The following is an 18302-nucleotide window of genomic DNA, read 5'->3' on the forward strand; positions in this document are numbered from 1 at the left end:
CGGGTCAGGCGCTCGTCGTCGGCTGCGCGACGGCGCAGTCGTAGCCGGGCGGCCACCAGCGCCAGGTCGCCACGACGTCCTGCGCCGCGACGCCCGCGGGGCGGTCGGCGACGCACGCGTCCGCCTGCTGGCGCAGCCCGACCGTCACCCAGTACACGGCGAGCGCCGCGGCGAGCAGGACGGCGAGGACCGTCACGGCGGGGCGCAGGGCAGGGGAGGGCCCGCCGTCGGACCCGTCCTCCTCGCCAGGCCGCGCGGGCACCCAGTCCCAGCTCACGCGGTGCCCGAGCTCGTGGCCTGCGCCGCTGCGTCGGGGACGAGCAGGACCTTGCCCGTGGTCGCGCGGCCCTCCAGCGCCCGGTGGGCGTCGGCGGCGTCGGCGAGCGGGAACGTGGCGCCGACGCGCACGTGCAGCGTCCCGCCCGCGACCGCGCCGAGGACCTCCGTCGCGCGCTCGACGAGCTCCGCGCGCGTCGCCGTGTGGTCGGCGAGCTTGGGCCGCGTGAGGAAGAGCGACCCGCCTGCGTTGAGCCGCTGCGGGTCGAACGGCGGGACCTGCCCGGACGAGCCGCCGTACAGCACGAGCGTGCCCCGACGGCGCAGCGACGCGAGCGACGCGTCGAACGTGTCCTTGCCCACCGAGTCGTACACCGCCGCGACGCCCTCGCCGCCCGTGAGCCCGCGCACGACCTCCGGCAGCTCCGCGGTGAGGTCCGCGAACGCCGTGTACTGGATCGCGTGCTCGGCGCCCGCGCCGCGGGACAGATCGGCCTTCTCGGGCGTCGAGACCGTCGAGATCACGTGCGCGCCCCGCGCCACGAGCATCTGCGTCAGGAGCAGCCCGACGCCGCCCGCGCCCGCGTGCACGAGCACCCGGTCGCCCGGGCGGACCGGGTAGGACGAGGTGCACAGGTAGTGCGCGGTGAGGCCCTGGAGCGCGACGGCGGTCGCGTCCTCGAGCGACACGGCGTCGGGGACGTGCAGCGCCTGGGCGGCGTCCACGACGACGAGGTCCGCGTACGACCCGGGCGCCTCGGTCCACACGACGCGGTCGCCGACGGTGAAGCCCTCGACGCCGTCGCCCACCTCGGCGACCACGCCCGCGCCCTCGCTGCCGACCACGTGCGGGTACTCCGTCGCGTACACGCCCGAGCGCTTGTACGTGTCGATGAAGTTCACGCCCGCGACGGCGGACCGGACGAGGAGCTGGCCGGGGCCCGGCGAGGGGTCGGGCAGCTCGGTGTGGTCGAGGACCTCGGGGCCGCCCGCCGCGCGGGCCACGATCGCGTGCATGGCCCCAGCCTAGGGTCGGCCGGCGCCCCCGGCCGCCCCGACCACGACGGTGGACGACACCGCCGCGGCGCCGCCGGGGTCGTCCCCGACCAGGCGGGGCGGGCGGGTGTGCCCGGCCGTCGCGTGCCACCGCCCGAACCGGCGCTCGACGCGCACCGGGTGGTCGAAGCAGCGCGTGACGTGCTCCGTGACGAGCACGTCCTCGGCGGCTCCCGCGACGACGACGCGGCCGTGCGCGAGCAGGAGCGCGTGGCTCGTCGTGGTGGGCAGCTCCTCGAGGTGGTGCGTCACCAGCACCGAGGCGACGTGCGGGCGGGTCGCGCGCACGGCGTCGAGCGTCTCGAGGAGCTGCTCGCGCGCGGCGACGTCGAGCCCGGTCGACGGCTCGTCGAGCAGCAGGAGGGCGGGGTCGGGCAGGAGCGCGCGCGCCACGAGAGCCCGCCCGCGCTCGCCCTGGGAGAGCGTCGGCCAGGGGTCGTGCGCGCGGTGCGCGAGGCCGAGGTCGGCGACCAGTCCCCGGGCGAGGGTGACCTCGTCCGGGGTCGGCTGCCAGCGGGGACGCCAGTCGACGGTCCCCGTGAGGCCGGTCAGGGTCACCTCGAGCACGGTCAGCGGCGAGCGCAGGTCGTGACGCGGGTCGACGTGGCCGATGCGGCGGTGCAGGGTCTGGATGTCCACGCGGCCCAGGCGCTCGCCGAGCACGTGGACCGTGCCCCGGGTCGGGTGGCGGCGCGCCCCGCAGAGCCCGAGGATCGTGCTCTTGCCCGCGCCGTTCGGTCCGAGCAGCGCCCAGTGCTCGCCCGCCCGGACGACGAGGTCGACGCCGCCGAGGATCGCCCGCCCCTCCCGCACCAGGTCGACGCCGCGCAGGGACAGGACCTCGGCGCTCACCGCTCGCCGCCCGTCGCACCGGGGCCGCGCCCGGCGACCTTCGCGTGGACGGCTGCGAGGTGCTCGCGCGCGGCCGCGGACGCGCGGACGGCGTCGCGGTCGCGCACCGCGTCGAGGATCGCCTCGTGCGCGTCCTGGTCGTGCCGGTGCGCCTCGCCCGCGCGGTCGAGGTCGACCATCACGACCATCGCGCGGCGCAGGCGCGGGACGAAGGTCGCGAACAGCTCGCCGAGCACCGCGTTGTGCGCGGCGTCGACGACCGCCCGGTGGAAGACGAGGTCCGCGTCCACGTACTCGGCGGCCGACGACGTCGCCGGGACCTGCCCGCGGCGGGAGAGCGCCGTCGTCATCGCACGGAGGTCCGCGGGGGTGCGGCGCGCGGCGGCGAGGCCGGCAGCCTCGGTCTCGAGGGCAGCGCGGACCTCCAGCACGTCGATGATCTCCCCGCGGCGCAGCACCTCGTCCCAGTCGTCCGCGGTGTCGGTCGACACGACGTACACGCCCGACCCCTGCCGGCTGTCGAGCACGCCGCGCCCCGCGAGCTGGCGGATCGCCTCGCGGACGGTGGAGCGTCCGACGCCGAGCTCGGTCGCGAGCGCCTGCTCGCCGGGGAGCCGGTGGTCGAGGGGCCAGACGCCGGACCGCACGCGGTCGAGCAGGAGCTCGGCCGCCTGGTCCGCGAGGGGGCGCCGGTGCAGCGCGGTCATGGATCACCTCTCAGGTTGTCTGAGGACTTGTCGCGCGCTAGCGTACCCGTCATGTCCTGGACGGCGCTCCTCCTTCGGCGCCACGGCGGGGTCTGACCGGACCGGCTCCCCGCCGTGGGGAACCGTCGCGCGCCGGTCGCCCACCGCCCCGCTCCCGCGGGGCGCGACCCGAAGGACAGCCAGACCATGACCGCTCTCACTTCCACGCGCACCCCCGGCACCTCGACCGGCGGCAGCGCGGCCCCGTCCGCGTCCCCCTGGAACCGCCAGCGACCCTCGCGCATGCCGTCGTCCCGCTACACCGACGTCCACGCGCGGGTCGAGGTGCCGGAGCTGCCCGACCGTCGGTGGCCCTCGCGCCGCCTCACCCAGGCGCCGCTGTGGGTCCCCGTCGACCTGCGCGACGGCAACCAGGCGCTCGCGGAACCGATGGACCCGGCGCGCAAGCGCCGCTTCTTCGAGCTGCTCGTCGCCATGGGCTACACCGAGATCGAGGTGGGCTACCCGTCGGCGTCGCAGACCGACTTCGACTTCGTGCGCCTGCTCGCCGAGACCGACTTCGCGCCCGAGCACGTCACGGTCGTCGTGTTCACCGCCGCGCGGGCGGACCTGATCGCGCGCACGTTCGAGGCCGTCCGGGGCCTGCGCAACCCCGTCGTCGTCCACGTCTACACCGCGACGGCGCCCGTCTGGCGCGACGTCGTCCTCGGCCGCGACCGCGAGGACCTCGCGCGTCTCGTCACCGACGCCGGGACCGACGTGCTGCGGCACGCAGGCGACGACCCGCGCGTCCGCTTCGAGTTCTCGCCCGAGGTCTTCAACCTCACCGAGCCCGACTACGTGCTCGACGTGTGCGACCGCATGACGACGCTCTGGGACGCGACGCCCGAACGGCCGGTGATCCTCAACCTGCCCGCCACGGTCGAGGTCGCGACGCCCAACGTCTACGCCGACCAGATCGAGTACATGGACCGGAACCTCGCACGGCGCGATGGCGTCATCCTCTCGGTCCACCCGCACAACGACCGCGGCACCGGCGTCGCGTGCGCCGAGCTCGCCGTCCTCGCCGGCGCGCAGCGCGTCGAGGGGTGCCTCTTCGGCAACGGCGAGCGCACCGGGAACGTCGACCTCGTCACGCTCGGCCTCAACCTGCACGCGCAGGGCGTCGACCCGATGGTCGACTTCTCCGACCTCGACGGGATCCGGGACGTCGTCGTCGCGTGCAACCGGATCGACGTGCACCCGCGCCACCCCTACGTGGGCGAGCTGGTCCACACCGCCTACTCCGGCACGCACCAGGACGCGATCCGCAAGGGCATGGCCCGGCACCGGGCCGACGCCGCGGCGTCGGGCCTCGATCCCGCGCAGGCGCCGTGGCGCGTGCCCTACCTGCCCGTCGACCCCGCCGACCTCGGGCGGACGTACGAGGCCCTCGTCCGCGTGAGCAGCCAGTCCGGCAAGGGCGGCGTCGCGTACGTGCTGCACTCCGTCCACGGCCTCGAGCTGCCCCGCGGCCTCCAGGTCGACCTCGCGCGCCGCGTCCAGGAGCACGCCGACACCACCGGCACCGAGGTGACGCCCGACGCGCTCCTCGCGCTGTTCGACGACGTCTATGCCGGTCCCGGAGCCGTCGAGCCCGTCTCCTGGACGAGCCACCGCACCGACCACGGGACCGAGCGCCTCGACCTCGTGCTCACCGTCGACGGCGCGCAGGTCACCACCTCCGGGACCGGTGCCGGTGCGGTCGACGCCCTCGTCGACGCGCTCGCCCGCCTCGGCCGGCCCGTCGAGATCCTCTCGCTCGCCCAGCAGTCCGTCGGCCAGGGCAGCGACGCGACCGCCGTGACCTACCTCGAGCACCGCGGCCCCGACGGCGCCCCGCGCTGGACCGTGGGCCGCGACACCTCCGTCCTCGGCGCGAGCGTCCGCGCGGTCTGCGCGGCGACAGCCTGAGCTCGTCAGCCCCGCGGCCCCCGCTCGAGCCGTACACGTGGTGATGAGACGCGAGAAATGGCCCCGAGGACGAGGCTCCGATGGGCCACTTCTCGCATCTCGGCCGGGGACCACCCGCCACGCGGGCGGTACGACATCCCACGCCCGGACTGGGCGTGACGGCCGGACCGGGGGCTGCGGGTCGTGCGGTGACGGGCAGGACGAGCGGTGGGGTCGGACCGTGTGCGCAGGACGTCAGAGGCGCACTCCGAGAACCCCCGCACGACAGACCAGGGTGACGGTGCGCCAGTCCCAGCACACGGTCCGACCCCACCGCGGACCCGACCACGCGGGCACGAGACCCGACCCCACCGCGGACCCGACCACGCGGGCACGAGACCCGACCCCACCGCGGACCCGACGCGTACCGTGGGCGGGACCTTCGACCCGCGCGTTGCATAAGTATGTATAGTGATGCATATGACGATCAGAGTCGCGGTCGCGGGTGCGTCCGGGTACGCAGGCGGAGAGACGCTCCGCCTGCTCGCCGGGCACCCGGAGGTGGAGATCGGCGCCGTCACGGCGCACAGCAACGCGGGGTCGCTCCTCGGTGAGCACCAGCCGCACCTGCGATCCCTCGCCGACCGTGTGCTCCTGCCGACGACGGTCGAGCACCTGGCGGGGCACGACGTCGTCGTGCTCGCGCTGCCGCACGGCGCGTCGGGCGAGATCGCGGCGCAGCTCCGGGACGACGTGCTCGTGCTGGACCTGGGCGCGGACCACCGGCTGGAGTCCGCGGCGGACTGGGTGGCGTTCTACGGCTCCGAGCACGCGGGGACGTGGCCGTACGGGCTGCCGGAGCTGCTGCGCACGAGCGACGCCGGCGCGGGCGCGAGCGAGACGAAGCAGCGCGAGCGGCTCGCGGGAGCGCGCCGCATCGCGGTGCCGGGCTGCAACGTCACGGCGGTCACGCTCGGCATCCAGCCCGGTGTCGCGGCGGGTCTCGTCGAGGGACGCGACCTCGTCGCGGTGCTCGTCAACGGGTACTCGGGCGCGGGCAAGTCGCTCAAGCCGCACCTGCTCGCCTCCGAGGCGCTCGGCTCGGCCCAGCCGTACGCCGTCGGCGGGTCGCACCGGCACATCCCGGAGATCGCGCAGAACCTGCGGGCCGCGGGGGCCCCGGCCGTGAGCATCTCGTTCACGCCCACCCTGGTCCCGATGTCGCGCGGCATCCTCGCCACGGTGACGGCACGCCTGTCCGACGACGCCGCGCGCCTCGACCCCGCGGAGCTCGACGCGCGCGTGCGCCGCGCCTGGGAGGACGCGTACGTCGGCGAGCCGTTCGTCCGGGTGCTGCCCGTGGGGCAGTGGCCGACGACGGCCATGACGCTGGGCGCCAACACGGCGCTCGTCCAGGTCGCGGTCGACCACGCCGCGGGTCGCGTCGTCACCGTCACGGCGATCGACAACCTCGTCAAGGGCACCGCGGGCGCCGCGGTGCAGTCCATGAACATCGCGCTCGGCCTGCCGCAGACGGCGGGCCTCACGACCGAGGGGGTCGCACCGTGACCGTCACCACCCCGCAGGGCTTCCGGGCCGCCGGCGTCGCCGCCGGGCTCAAGTCCACGGGCGCCCGCGACGTCGCGCTCGTCGTCAACGACGGGCCGCTCGACGTCGCGGCTGCCGTGCTCACGACGAACCGCGTGTTCGCCGCGCCGGTCGCGTGGACGCGGCAGGCCGTGAGCGACGGGCGCGCGACGGCCGTCGTGCTCAACTCGGGCGGCGCGAACGCGTGCACGGGGCCGGAGGGCTTCGCCGACACGCACCGGACCGCGGAGCACGTCGCGGACGTGCTCGCGACCTCCGCGGGCGACGTGCTCGTCTGCTCGACGGGCCTCATCGGCGTGCGGCTGCCCCTGGAGAAGCTGCTCGCCGGGGTCGACGCCGCCGCCGCGGCGCTCGCGGACCCGGTCGCCACGGTCGACGGCGGCGGGGACGCCGCGCTGGCGATCATGACGACGGACACCGTGCCCAAGACGGTCTCCGTGGTCCGCGAGGTCTCGGACGCGACCGCGACGGACGGCGCCGCGACGTGGTCCGTGGGCGGCATGGCGAAGGGCGCGGGCATGCTCGCGCCGGGCCTCGCGACCATGCTGTGCGTGCTCACGACGGACGCCGTCGTCGACGCCGCGACGGCCGACGCCGCGCTGCGCGCCGCGACCCGTACCACGTTCGACCGCGTCGACTCCGACGGCTGCATGTCGACGAACGACACGGTGATCCTCCTGGCCTCCGGCGCGTCCGGGGTCGAGGTGACGCTCGACGAGCTCACGGACGCCGTGACCGAGGCCAGCGCCTCGCTCGCGCGCCAGCTCGTGGCCGACGCCGAGGGTGCGAGCCACGACGTCGCCGTCACCGTGGTGAACGCGTCGAGCGAGGACGCCGCGGTCGCGGTCGCGCGCGCGGTGACGCGCTCGAACCTCTTCAAGGCCGCGATCTTCGGCAACGACCCGAACTGGGGGCGCATCGTGTCGGCCGTCGGGACGGTCCCCGAGGACGTCGCGCCGTTCGACGCGCTCCTGCTCGACGTGTCGGTGAACGACGTCCAGGTCTGCCGGGCCGGGGGAGTGGGCGAGCCGCGCGAGCTCGTCGACCTCGCGGCCGAGCGCGAGGTGCGCGTCGAGATCGACCTGCACGCCGGCTCCGCGACCGCGACGGTCTGGACCAACGACCTCACGCACGACTACGTCCACGAGAACAGCGCGTACTCCTCATGAGCGACCCGACCACTCCCACGCCCCACCCGGATGACGCCGCGTTCGACACGCGCACCGACCTGCGCCCCGAGCAGAAGGCCGAGGTGCTCGTCGAGGCCCTGCCGTGGCTGGAGGAGTTCGCCGGCGCGCTCGTCGTCGTCAAGTACGGCGGCAACGCCATGGTCGACGACACGCTCAAGGCCGCGTTCGCGCAGGACATGGTGTTCCTGCGCCGCGTCGGCCTCCGCCCCGTCGTCGTGCACGGCGGGGGCCCGCAGATCTCCGCGATGCTCGACCGGCTCGGCATCGAGTCCGAGTTCCGCGGCGGCCTGCGCGTCACGACGCCGGAGGCGATGGACGTCGTGCGCATGGTGCTCACGGGCCAGGTCTCGCGCGAGCTCGTCGGCCTCATCAACGCGCACGGCCCGTACGCCGTCGGGCTCTCGGGCGAGGACGGCGGCCTGCTCCAGGCGCAGCGCCGGCACGCGACGGTCGACGGCGAGCCCGTCGACGTCGGCCTCGTCGGCGACGTCGTCGAGGTGCACCCCGCCGCGGTCCAGGACCTGCTCGACGCCGGGCGCATCCCCGTCGTCTCGACGATCGCGCCCGACCTCGAGGACCCGACCCAGGTGCTCAACGTCAACGCGGACACCGCGGCCGCGGCGCTCGCGGTCGCGCTCGGCGCGAAGAAGCTCGTCGTCCTGACCGACGTCGAGGGTCTGTACACGTCCTGGCCGGACAAGGACTCGCTCGTCGCGCAGATCACGCGCTCCGAGCTCGCGACGCTCCTGCCGTCCCTGTCCGCGGGCATGGTCCCCAAGATGGAGGCGTGCCTGCGCGCCGTCGAGGGCGGCGTCCCCGCGGCGACGGTCATCGACGGCCGCGTACCGCACTCGACGCTGCTCGAGGTCTTCACCACCCAGGGCAACGGGACCATGGTCGTCCCGGACCCGCTCGGCGCCGCCCGGTCCGAGGCCACCACGACCGCGGGAGGCGCCGCGTGAACCAGCTCGACCACCCGACGGGCGCGCCCGCGCCCGCGACGACGAGCGCCGTGACGGCTCCGGGCGACGGCTCCGTCGCCCAGTGGACCGACCGGTACGCGCACGCCGTCATGGACACGTTCGGCCCGCCGCAGCGCGTCCTCGTGCGCGGCGAGGGCGCGTACGTCTGGGACGCCGACGGGAAGCGGTACCTCGACCTGCTCGCGGGGATCGCGGTCAACGCGCTCGGCCACGCCCACCCGACGCTCACGGCCGCGGTCTCCGCCCAGCTCGGCACGCTCGGTCACGTCTCGAACTTCTTCGGGACCCCGACGCAGATCGCGCTCGCCGAGCGCCTCCTGACGCTCGCGGAGGCGCCCGAGGGGTCGCGCGTGTTCTTCACGAACTCGGGCACCGAGGCCAACGAGGCGGCGTTCAAGATGACGCGCCGGAACAACGACACCGGACGTCGCACGCGCGTCCTCGCGCTCCAGGGCGGCTTCCACGGCCGGTCGATGGGCGCGCTCGCGCTGACGTCGAAGGCCGCGTACCGCGAGCCCTTCGAGCCGCTCCCGGGCGGTGTGGAGTTCGTCGTGTTCGACGACGTCCCCGCGCTGGAGGAGGCGTTCTCTCCTGCCGCGGTGGCCGAGCGCGGCGAGGTCGCGGCGCTCGTCGTCGAGCCGGTGCAGGGCGAGGCGGGCGTGCGGTCGCTCTCGCCCGGCTACCTCGTCGCGGCGCGCGAGCTCACGGCGCGCCACGGCGCGCTGCTCGTGCTCGACGAGGTGCAGACCGGCGTCGGGCGCACGGGCTCGTGGTTCGCGTACCAGCAGCAGGAGGTGGGCGGCGGGATCGTGCCCGACGTCGTCACGCTCGCCAAGGGCCTCGGCGGCGGGTTCCCCGTGGGTGCCGTCGTGGCGTACGGCGAGCGGGCGGCGACGCTGCTCGGCCGCGGTCAGCACGGCACGACGTTCGGCGGCAACCCGGTCGCCGCCGCGGCGGCGCTCGCGACGCTGGGCGTCATCGAGCGGGACGACCTCCTGCAGAACGTCCGGACGGTCGGCAGGCTCCTGCGCGACGAGATCTCCTCGGCGGGCAACCCGCTCGTCGCCGGGGTACGGGGGCGCGGCCTGCTGCTCGCCGTCCAGCTCACCCGGCCCGTCGCGGCCGACGTCGCGCGCGCGGCGCTCGACGCGGGGTTCGTCGTGAACGCCGTCGCGCCCGACGCGATCCGGCTCGCGCCGCCCCTGGTCCTCACGCCCGAGCAGGCGCGCGACGCCGTCGGGTTCTTCGCGACCGTCGCCGTCCCGGCCGACCCGACCGCCGCGTCGGCCAACCCCGCCGGGTCCGGCGCGACCCCCACACCTACCGGCCCCACGACGAGGAGCTCCTGATGGCCCCCCGGCACTTCCTGCGCGACGACGACCTGACGCCCGCCGAGCAGCGGCAGGTCCTCGAGATCGGTCTCGCGTTCCGCGACGACCGCACGTTCCGTCAGCCGCTCGCCGGCCCGCAGGGCGTGGCGGTGCTGTTCGACAAGCCGACGCTGCGCACGCAGCTCTCGTTCGCGACGGGCGTCGCCGAGCTCGGGGGCTTCCCGGTCGTCGTGGACGGCCGGCTCGCCCAGGTCGGCGTGCGCGAGTCCGTCGCGGACGTCACGCGCGTGCTCGACCGGCAGGCGTCGGCGATCGTGTGGCGCACGTTCGGGCAGGACCGCCTCGAGGAGATGGCGGCGATCAGCCGGGTGCCGGTCGTCAACGCCCTGACCGACGACTTCCACCCGTGCCAGATCCTCGCGGACCTCCTCACGGTCGCCCAGCTCCGCGGCGGGACGGGGGCGCTCGCGGGCCAGACGCTCGCGTACGTCGGCGACGGCGCGAACAACATGGCGCACTCCTACCTGCTCGGCGGCGCGACCGCGGGCCTGCACGTGCGGATCGGGACTCCCGACGGGTACCCGCCGCACCCCGTCTTCGTCGCCGACGCGGAGCGGATCGCCGCCGAGACCGGCGGGTCGGTGCTGGTCACGTCCGACCCGGTCGAGGCCGTCGCGGGGGCGGACGTCGTCGCGACCGACACGTGGGTGTCGATGGGGGACGAGGCCCAGGCCGAGCAGCGCGCGCTCCCGTTCGTGCCCTACCAGGTGAACGACGAGCTCCTCGCGCACGCGAAGGACGACGCGATCGTCCTGCACTGCCTGCCCGCGTACCGCGGCAAGGAGATCACCGTGGAGGTCATCGACGGGCCGCGCTCGGCGGTGTGGGACGAGGCGGAGAACCGGCTGCACGCGCAGAAGGCGCTGCTCACGTTCCTCCTGGAGCGGTCGTGACCGAGGCCCGCACCGCGACGACGAAGACGGCGCGCCACGCGCGCATCGCCGAGATCGTGCGCCGCACCGAGATCCACTCGCAGGCCGAGCTCGCGCGCGAGCTCGAGCGCGAGGGGCTGTCGGTGACGCAGGCGACGCTCTCGCGCGACCTCATCGAGCTGCGCGCCGAGAAGGTGCGCGGCGCGTCGGGCGCGCTCGTGTACGCCGTGCCGGGGGAGGGCGGCGACCGCAGCGTGCAGACCGCGGAGTCGCCCGAGTACCTCGCGGCCCGGCTCGCGCGCCTGTGCTCGGAGATGCTCGTCTCCGCGGAGGCGTCCGCGAACCTCGTCGTGCTGCGCACGCCCCCGGGGGCCGCGAACTACCTCGCGTCGGCGATCGACCACTCCGTCCTGCCGCACGTGCTCGGCTGCATCGCGGGCGACGACACGATCCTCGTCATCGCGCGCGACCCCGACGGCGGCGCCGACCTCGCGCGGCGCTTCCTCGAGCTGTCCGGACCCCTGGGCGGGACCCTCCCGGGCACGCCCGACTGACCGGCGTCGGACCGCCCTCCGCTCGACCGGCGCGACCGGGCCGTCCTGCGACACTGGACCACAGACCCCACCCGCACGTCACAGAAAGAGACCGTCATGACTGAACGCGTCGTGCTCGCCTACTCGGGCGGCCTGGACACGTCGGTGGCCATCGGCTGGATCGCCGAGGCCACGGGCGCCGAGGTCGTCGCCGTCGCGGTCGACGTCGGCCAGGGCGGGGAGGACCTCGAGGTCATCCGGCAGCGCGCCCTGGACTGCGGCGCCGTCGAGGCGTACGTCGCCGACGCGCGCGACGAGTTCGCGGCCGAGTACTGCATGCCCGCGCTGCGCGCGAACGGCCTCTACCTCGACCGCTACCCGCTCGTCTCGGCGATCTCGCGCCCCGTCATCGTCAAGCACCTCGTGCGCGCCGCGCGCCAGTTCGGCGCGACGACCGTCGCGCACGGCTGCACCGGCAAGGGCAACGACCAGGTGCGCTTCGAGGTCGCGACGACGTCGCTCGCGCCCGAGCTCAAGACGATCGCGCCCGTGCGCGACCTCGCGCTGACGCGCGAGAAGGCCATCGAGTACGCGGAGAAGCACTCCCTGCCCATCGCGACGACCAAGCACAACCCGTTCTCGATCGACCAGAACGTGTGGGGCCGCGCGGTCGAGACCGGCTTCCTCGAGGACATCTGGAACGCCCCGACCAAGGACGTCTACAACTACACCGACGACCCGACGTTCCCGCCCGTCGCGGACGAGGTCGTCATCACGTTCGAGCAGGGCATCCCGATCGCGCTCGACGGCGTCGCCGTGACGCCGCTGCAGGCGATCCAGGAGATGAACCGCCGCGCGGGCGCGCAGGGCGTCGGGCGCATCGACATCGTCGAGGACCGCCTCGTCGGGATCAAGTCCCGCGAGGTCTACGAGGCCCCGGGCGCCATCGCGCTCATCGCCGCGCACCAGGAGCTCGAGAACGTCACCCTGGAGCGCGAGCAGGCCCGATTCAAGCGCGGCGTGGAGCAGCGCTGGACCGAGCTCGTCTACGACGGCATGTGGTTCAGCCCGCTCAAGCGCTCGCTCGACGTGTTCGTCGACGACACGCAGCGTTACGTCTCCGGCGACGTGCGCCTCGTGCTGCACGGCGGGCGCGCGACCGTCACCGGCCGCCGCTCGGAGGCGAGCCTGTACGACTTCAACCTGGCGACCTACGACGAGGGCGACTCGTTCGACCAGTCGCAGGCCAAGGGATTCATCGAGATCTACGGTCTCACCGCGAAGCTCGCCGCCGCGCGCGACGAGAAGTTCGGCAACGGTGTGGACCTCGGGGCAGGAGCACTGTGAGCACGCACGACCAGCAGGGACCGGAGTCGACCACGTCCGCCGAGGGCGCGGCGGCAGCGGAGGCGGACGGCGCGAGCGGGCGCGTGAGCCTCTGGGGCGGCCGCTTCGCCGGCGGTCCCGCCGACGCGCTCGCCGCGCTGAGCAAGTCGACGCACTTCGACTGGCGCCTCGCGGGCCAGGACGTCGCGGGCTCGAAGGCCCACGCGAAGGTCCTGCACGCCGCGGGCCTGCTCGACGACGACGAGCTCGACGGCATGCTCGCGGCGCTCGAGCGGCTGCGCGAGGACGTCGCGTCGGGCACGTTCGTCGCGGCCGACGACGACGAGGACGTGCACACCGCTCTCGAGCGCGGCCTCATCGAGCGGGCCGGTCCCGAGCTCGGCGGCAAGCTGCGCGCCGGCCGGTCGCGCAACGACCAGATCGCGACGCTGACGCGCATGTACCTGCGCGACGAGGCGCGCACGATCGCGCGACTCGTGCTCGACGTCGTCGACGCGCTGATCGAGCAGGCCGCCGCGCACCCGGGCGCGGCCATGCCCGGCCGTACGCACCTCCAGCACGCCCAGCCGGTGCTCCTCGCGCACCACCTGCTCGCCCACGCGTGGCCGCTGCTGCGCGACGTCGACCGGTTCATCGACTGGGACGTGCGCGCCGCGCGCTCGCCGTACGGGTCGGGGGCGCTCGCGGGCTCGTCCCTGGGCCTCGACCCGGCGGCCGTCGCCGCCGAGCTCGGGTTCGACGGCCCGGTCGAGAACTCGATCGACGGCACCGCGTCGCGCGACGTCGTCGCGGAGTTCGCGTTCGTCGCGGCGATGCTGGGCGTCGACCTCTCGCGCCTCGCGGAGGAGGTCATCCTCTGGGCGACCAAGGAGTTCGGCTTCGTGCGCCTGCACGACTCCTACTCCACGGGGTCGAGCATCATGCCGCAGAAGAAGAACCCCGACGTCGCCGAGCTCGCGCGCGGCAAGGCGGGCCGCCTCATCGGCGACCTGTCGGGCCTGCTCGCCACGCTCAAGGGCCTGCCGCTCGCGTACAACCGCGACCTGCAGGAGGACAAGGAGCCCGTGTTCGACCAGGTCGACACGCTCGAGGTGCTCCTGCCCGCGTTCTCCGGCATGGTCGCGACGCTCGTGTTCGACACCGAGCGCATGGCCTCGCTCGCGCCGCAGGGGTTCTCGCTCGCGACGGACGTCGCCGAGTGGCTCGTGCGCGAGGGCGTGCCGTTCCGCGTCGCGCACGAGGTCGCCGGGGCGTGCGTGCGCGTGTGCGAGGAGCGCGGCATCGAGCTGTGGGACCTCTCGGACGACGACCTCGCGTCGATCTCCGAGCACCTCACGCCCGGCGTGCGCGACGTGCTGAGCGTCGAGGGCTCGCTCGCGTCGCGCGACGCGGTCGGCGGCACCGCCCCCGTCCGGGTCGCCGAGCAGCTCGAGGCCGCGAAGGAGCGCTCGGCCGAGTACCGCTTCTGGGCCCAGGACTGACGGCGCCCAGGCCGAGGGTGCGTGCGTGAGCGTCGACCAGGACGTGCTCGCGGACCTCGTGCGCCGCGTGCGCGACGCCGTCCCGCGCCTCGGCTCGTCGACCGGCCCGTCGCCCCGCCCGGGCGACGGGCCGGCTCGAGGCGGGGCGACGCCGTCGGGCACCCGGCTCGTGGTGGTCGACGGGCCGGCGGGCTCGGGCAAGACGACGCTCGCCGCCCAGCTGGGCGAGGCTCTGCCCGCGCAGGTCCTCCACATGGACGACCTGTACGAGGGCTGGCGGGGGCTCGAGCCCGCGTGGAGCCGTCTGGAGGAGTGGGTCCTCGCGCCCCTCGCCGCGGGTCGTCCGGGTCGGTACCGCCGCTTCGACTGGACGCTCGACCGCTTCGCCGAGTGGCACGACGTCGCCCCGGCGCCGTACCTGGTCGTCGAGGGGTGCGGGGCGGGTCGCCGCGAGGCGGACGGCGTGGCCGCGCTGCGCCTGTGGGTCGAGGCCCCGGACGACGAGCGGCTGCGCCGCGGGCTCGAGCGGGACGGCGAGGACCAGCGCACCCACTGGCTCGCCTGGATGGCCGACGAGCGCGCGCACTACGCGCGCAACGCCTCGCGCGAGCGCGCGGACGTCGTGCTCGACGGGTGGGGGAATGTCGTGCGCGCGGCGGACCGATGATCGCCGGCCGCGACGGCGTGTCCGTCGCGCAGGTCGAGGCCGCCCGGTCCGCCTGGTCCCGCGCGGTCCGGGTGACCGACGGCCTCGTGGCCGGGGTGACGACGTTCGCCGTCGTGGGCACGGCGACCGCCGTCGTCCTCGCCGCGACCGCCCGCACGGCGACGCTCTCGACCTGGTTCCTCCTCCCGAGCCGTAGCAGCACCAGGTCGGGGACGTGGTGGGTGTGGGACGTCCCGACCGACCACGTGTGGTGGATCACCCTGGCCGTCCTGCTGCCGCCCGCGATCGCGACGCTCGTCGGCGCGCGGCGGACGCGCCGTCGACGTGCCGACGTCGAGGCCGGGCTCGCCCGTGAGGGCGGACGCCTGCCCGTGGCCGCTCCACCGGCGCCGAGAGCCCGGCGCGGCCCACGGGGCGTGCCCACCGCGGCGCAGCGACGTGCCCGGGACGCCGCAGCGGCCCGCCGTCGCGTCGTCCGGCAGTGGCGCTGGGTCGAGCTCCGGCGTGCGCACCCGGCACCGGTCGCGCTCCTGGGCGCGGTCGTGGCCGCGACCGCGGGGCCGTGGTGGGTGCTCGCCCTCGTCGTCGCCTGGTCCGGCGACGCGGTCCCGGACCGCCTGCGGAGCGCCGCGGCCGGCTGCTGGGTTCCCGCCCTGTGGGTGAGCACCGCCCTGGTCGCCGTCCTGGCCGTGCACGTGGGCCGGCGGCCGCGCGAGCACGGCGGGGCGTAGATTGCCCACGACGGAAGGTGGTGCGAAGGTGACGGACGCCGTGACGCAGACGACGGGGGGCGGGGAGCCGCGCGTCGTCGGACCGTGGGACGTCCCGGCGCGGGGGTGGTACGCGCGCGACGTCCACGAGGTCGCGCGCGACCTGCTCGGGTCGTTCCTCACCCGACGCAGCGACGCGGGCGACGTCACCCTGCGGATCACGGAGGTCGAGGCGTACGACGGCGAGCGCGACCCGGGCTCCCACGCCTTCCGCGGGCGGACCGAGCGCAACCGCGCCATGTTCGGCGAGCCCGGCCGGCTGTACGTGTACCGGCACCTCGGGCTGCACCACTGCGTGAACGTCGTGTGCGGGCCGGTGGGCCGCGCGTCCGCCGTCCTGCTGCGCGCGGGCGAGGTGACCGACGGCGTCGACCTCGCCCGGTCGCGACGGCTCGTCGCCGGGAGGTGCGACTCGGACCGCCAGATCGCGCGGGGGCCCGCGCGCCTCGCGGTCGCGCTCGACCTGGACCTGCGCCAGTACGGCGCCGAGCTGACGGACCCCGACGGGGAGCTCGTGCTGCACCGCGCGTCCGCGGGGCCGCTGCGTCCCGCGATCGCGACCGGTCCGAGGGTCGGGGTCTCCGGCGACGGGGGAGACGGCGACCTCTACCCGTGGCGCTCCTGGCTCGCGGGGGACCCCACGGTCTCGGCCTACCGCCGGGTGAGCGCCCGCGCGCGGTGAGCGCCCGCCCGGTGGGCGGTGGACGTCGGACGTCGCGCGGCACGGCAGACTAGGACCCGCTGCCGCACGGCAGCATCGGACGTGCCCGGTCCACGGGTACTCGACGAAGGAGCAGAAGTGAGCGACGTTCTCGACGAGCTGCAATGGCGGGGCCTGGTGGCGCAGTCCACCGACGAGGCCGCGCTGCGCGCCGCGCTGGCCGAGGGCCCGATCACGTACTACTGCGGCTTCGACCCGACGGCGCCGAGCCTCCACCACGGCCACCTCGTGCAGCTCGTCGTGCTGCGTCACCTCCAGCTCGCGGGCCACCGCGCCGTGGCGCTCGTGGGCGGGGCGACGGGCATGATCGGCGACCCGCGCCAGTCGGGGGAGCGGGTGCTCAACACCAAGGAGACCGTCGCGGAGTGGACCGAGCGGCTGAAGTCGCAGGTGTCACGCTTCCTCGACTTCGAGGGGGACAACCCCGCCCGGCTCGTGAACAACCTCGACTGGATCTCCGAGCTGTCGGCGATCGACTTCCTGCGCGACGTCGGCAAGCACTACCGCCTCGGCACGATGCTCGCGAAGGACACCGTCGCGCGCCGCCTGCGCTCGGAGGAGGGGATCAGCTTCACCGAGTTCAGCTACCAGATCCTCCAGGGGATCGACTTCCTCGAGCTGTACCGCCGGCACGGCGTGTCCCTCCAGACGGGGGGCAACGACCAGTGGGGCAACCTGCTGTCGGGCGTCGAGCTCATCCGCAAGACCGAGGGCGCGGCCGTGCACGTCCTCACGACGCCGCTCATCACCAAGGCCGACGGGACCAAGTTCGGCAAGACGGAGGGCGGGGCGGTCTGGCTCGCGCCCGACATGATGAGCCCGTACGCCTTCTACCAGTACTGGCTCAACGCCGCGGACGAGGACGTGGTGGGCTGGCTGAAGATCTTCACGTTCCGCACGCGCGAGGAGATCGCCGAGCTCGAGGCCGCGGTACGGGAGCGGCCGGGCGCGCGCGAGGCGCAGCGCGCGCTCGCCTCGGACGTCACGACCCTCGTGCACGGGGCGGAGGCGACGGCGTCCGTGATCGCCGCGAGCCAGGCGCTCTTCGGCCGGGGCGAGCTGGACGGACTGGACGCGGGGACGCTGGGCGCCGCGGTCGCCGAGCTCCCACGCACGACGGCGACGGTGGGAGACGCGGTCGTCGACCTGTTCGCGGCGTCCGGCCTCGTCGCGTCGAAGGCCGCGGCTCGTCGAGCGGTGGCCGAGGGCGGGGCGTACGTCAACAACCTCAAGGTGACGAGCGAGGACGCCGTCCTCGCGCCGGACGACCTGCTGCACGGGCAGTTCGCCCTCCTGCGCCGGGGGAAGAAGACGCTCGGGGTCGCCGTCGCGGACGGCGCGGCCGGCTGAGCAGCCTCGTCGCCACGATCACGAAGGGGCCGGACCGCGTCGAGCGGCCGGCCCCTTCGGCGTCTCGTCGTGGCGGGACGGGACAGGCCCTACCTCTCGTGCCGCCCGGACGGACGCGTCGGGCGGGCAGTCGGGCGGGGCTGCCGAGCAGGGCTGTCGAGCAGGGCTGGCGAGCCGGCTCAGCGTGCGAGCACACGGATTTGGCACCCGGGCGGAGCGCGTGTAGTGTTCTCGACGTTCGCCCGGCAGGGAGGAACGGACACCGAGTCTCGATCGCACGAGACGGTGGCTGGTCCCCCGGGCGGTCCCCCTCGAGAATGACTCGGAGCCTCGCGCGCCGTGACATGATCGGGGCTGCTGGTTCCCCGGCTCCCTCCGCTCGAATCACCGAGTTGGAGAGGGCGCAGAGGATCTGGTAGATTAGAGAAGTTGCCCCAAGCGAGGTTCTGCCCGGTCGGGTGGTGCTGAGTTGGTGTGTGTCGGTTGTTTGAGAACTCAACAGTGTGCTTGTTAGTCAATGCCAATTTTTGTCCCTGTGGCATGGCTGGCTGTTCTTGCCCGTCCGG

The 18302-nt window shown here is 74.7% G+C and carries 17 protein-coding genes; 13 read left to right on the top strand and 4 right to left on the bottom strand.

Features of this window, described 5'->3' with window-relative positions; genetic code table 11:
- Nucleotides 1–4: 4 nt before the first annotated feature.
- The 4 genes from ACFC2L_RS11905 to ACFC2L_RS11920 are packed head-to-tail and all read right to left on the bottom strand — an operon-like array spanning nt 5 to nt 2891.
- On the bottom strand, nt 5–277 hold the full coding sequence (locus ACFC2L_RS11905) for a hypothetical protein (RefSeq protein WP_375824509.1): 273 nt from the start codon (nt 275–277) through the stop codon (nt 5–7).
- Nucleotides 274–1293: a quinone oxidoreductase gene (locus ACFC2L_RS11910; RefSeq protein ID WP_375824510.1), complete on the bottom strand. Its 1020-nt coding sequence runs from the start codon at nt 1291–1293 to the stop codon at nt 274–276. The genes ACFC2L_RS11905 and ACFC2L_RS11910 overlap by 4 nt, the downstream gene beginning before the upstream one ends.
- A gap of 9 nt (nt 1294–1302) precedes the next feature.
- Nucleotides 1303–2184, bottom strand: coding sequence for an ABC transporter ATP-binding protein (locus ACFC2L_RS11915; protein ID WP_375824511.1), 882 nt, complete (start codon nt 2182–2184; stop codon nt 1303–1305).
- The gene (locus tag ACFC2L_RS11920) at nt 2181–2891 is read right to left on the bottom strand and encodes a FadR/GntR family transcriptional regulator (protein ID WP_375824512.1); all 711 of its coding nucleotides are present in this window, start codon (nt 2889–2891) and stop codon (nt 2181–2183) included. Before ACFC2L_RS11920 ends, ACFC2L_RS11915 begins: the two co-directional genes overlap by 4 nt.
- A gap of 186 nt (nt 2892–3077) precedes the next feature.
- Between ACFC2L_RS11920 and ACFC2L_RS11925 the strand changes: the two genes are divergently transcribed.
- From ACFC2L_RS11925 to tyrS, 13 genes are all read left to right on the top strand, one after another.
- Nucleotides 3078–4844, top strand: coding sequence for a 2-isopropylmalate synthase (locus ACFC2L_RS11925; protein WP_375824513.1), 1767 nt, complete (start codon nt 3078–3080; stop codon nt 4842–4844).
- A 453-nt stretch (nt 4845–5297) separates the two neighbouring features.
- Nucleotides 5298–6392, top strand: coding sequence for an N-acetyl-gamma-glutamyl-phosphate reductase (gene argC, locus ACFC2L_RS11930; RefSeq protein WP_375824514.1), 1095 nt, complete (start codon nt 5298–5300; stop codon nt 6390–6392).
- Nucleotides 6389–7600 carry a bifunctional glutamate N-acetyltransferase/amino-acid acetyltransferase ArgJ gene (argJ, locus tag ACFC2L_RS11935; protein ID WP_375824515.1) on the top strand — a complete coding sequence of 404 codons (1212 nt, stop codon included), beginning with the start codon at nt 6389–6391 and terminating at the stop codon, nt 7598–7600. Before argC ends, argJ begins: the two co-directional genes overlap by 4 nt.
- Complete coding sequence (gene argB / locus ACFC2L_RS11940) at nt 7597–8583, top strand: acetylglutamate kinase (protein WP_375824516.1); 987 nt, start codon at nt 7597–7599, stop codon at nt 8581–8583. Before argJ ends, argB begins: the two co-directional genes overlap by 4 nt.
- Nucleotides 8584–8633: 50 nt before the next feature.
- A complete protein-coding gene (locus ACFC2L_RS11945; protein ID WP_375824530.1) occupies nt 8634–9953 on the top strand; it encodes an acetylornithine transaminase in 1320 nt (439 codons plus the stop codon).
- Nucleotides 9953–10888, top strand: a complete 936-nt coding sequence (gene argF, locus ACFC2L_RS11950; RefSeq protein ID WP_375824517.1) for an ornithine carbamoyltransferase — start codon at nt 9953–9955, stop codon at nt 10886–10888. The genes ACFC2L_RS11945 and argF overlap by 1 nt, the downstream gene beginning before the upstream one ends.
- A complete protein-coding gene (locus tag ACFC2L_RS11955; RefSeq protein WP_375824518.1) occupies nt 10885–11421 on the top strand; it encodes an arginine repressor in 537 nt (178 codons plus the stop codon). Before argF ends, ACFC2L_RS11955 begins: the two co-directional genes overlap by 4 nt.
- Before the next feature lie 96 nt (nt 11422–11517).
- Nucleotides 11518–12747: an argininosuccinate synthase gene (locus ACFC2L_RS11960; protein WP_375824519.1), complete on the top strand. Its 1230-nt coding sequence runs from the start codon at nt 11518–11520 to the stop codon at nt 12745–12747.
- Nucleotides 12744–14228, top strand: a complete 1485-nt coding sequence (argH, locus tag ACFC2L_RS11965) for an argininosuccinate lyase (RefSeq protein ID WP_375824520.1) — start codon at nt 12744–12746, stop codon at nt 14226–14228. The genes ACFC2L_RS11960 and argH overlap by 4 nt, the downstream gene beginning before the upstream one ends.
- A gap of 25 nt (nt 14229–14253) precedes the next feature.
- The gene (locus tag ACFC2L_RS11970; RefSeq protein WP_375824521.1) at nt 14254–14895 is read left to right on the top strand and encodes an AAA family ATPase; all 642 of its coding nucleotides are present in this window, start codon (nt 14254–14256) and stop codon (nt 14893–14895) included.
- A complete protein-coding gene (locus tag ACFC2L_RS11975) occupies nt 14892–15626 on the top strand; it encodes a hypothetical protein (protein ID WP_375824522.1) in 735 nt (244 codons plus the stop codon). Before ACFC2L_RS11970 ends, ACFC2L_RS11975 begins: the two co-directional genes overlap by 4 nt.
- A gap of 40 nt (nt 15627–15666) precedes the next feature.
- A complete protein-coding gene (locus ACFC2L_RS11980; protein ID WP_375824523.1) occupies nt 15667–16347 on the top strand; it encodes a DNA-3-methyladenine glycosylase in 681 nt (226 codons plus the stop codon).
- A 117-nt stretch (nt 16348–16464) separates the two neighbouring features.
- Nucleotides 16465–17736: a tyrosine--tRNA ligase gene (gene tyrS, locus ACFC2L_RS11985; protein ID WP_375824524.1), complete on the top strand. Its 1272-nt coding sequence runs from the start codon at nt 16465–16467 to the stop codon at nt 17734–17736.
- Nucleotides 17737–18302: the final 566 nt, after the last annotated feature.

The organism is Cellulosimicrobium sp. NPDC055967 (genome assembly GCF_042269845.1).
GTDB lineage: Bacteria > Actinomycetota > Actinomycetes > Actinomycetales > Cellulomonadaceae > Cellulosimicrobium.

Bases quoted from the DNA above. Each gene is read 5' to 3' on its own strand.
- argF (WP_375824517.1), top strand. From the start codon at position 9,953: ATGGCCCCCCGGCACTTCCTGCGCGACGACGACCTGACGCCCGCCGAG.
- ACFC2L_RS11960 (WP_375824519.1), top strand. From the start codon at position 11,518: ATGACTGAACGCGTCGTGCTCGCCTACTCGGGCGGCCTGGACACGTCG.
- ACFC2L_RS11910 (WP_375824510.1), bottom strand. From the start codon at position 1,293: ATGCACGCGATCGTGGCCCGCGCGGCGGGCGGCCCCGAGGTCCTCGAC.
- ACFC2L_RS11975 (WP_375824522.1), top strand. From the start codon at position 14,892: ATGATCGCCGGCCGCGACGGCGTGTCCGTCGCGCAGGTCGAGGCCGCC.
- argC (WP_375824514.1), top strand. From the start codon at position 5,298: ATGCATATGACGATCAGAGTCGCGGTCGCGGGTGCGTCCGGGTACGCA.
- argB (WP_375824516.1), top strand. From the start codon at position 7,597: ATGAGCGACCCGACCACTCCCACGCCCCACCCGGATGACGCCGCGTTC.
- ACFC2L_RS11920 (WP_375824512.1), bottom strand. From the start codon at position 2,891: ATGACCGCGCTGCACCGGCGCCCCCTCGCGGACCAGGCGGCCGAGCTC.
- ACFC2L_RS11925 (WP_375824513.1), top strand. From the start codon at position 3,078: ATGACCGCTCTCACTTCCACGCGCACCCCCGGCACCTCGACCGGCGGC.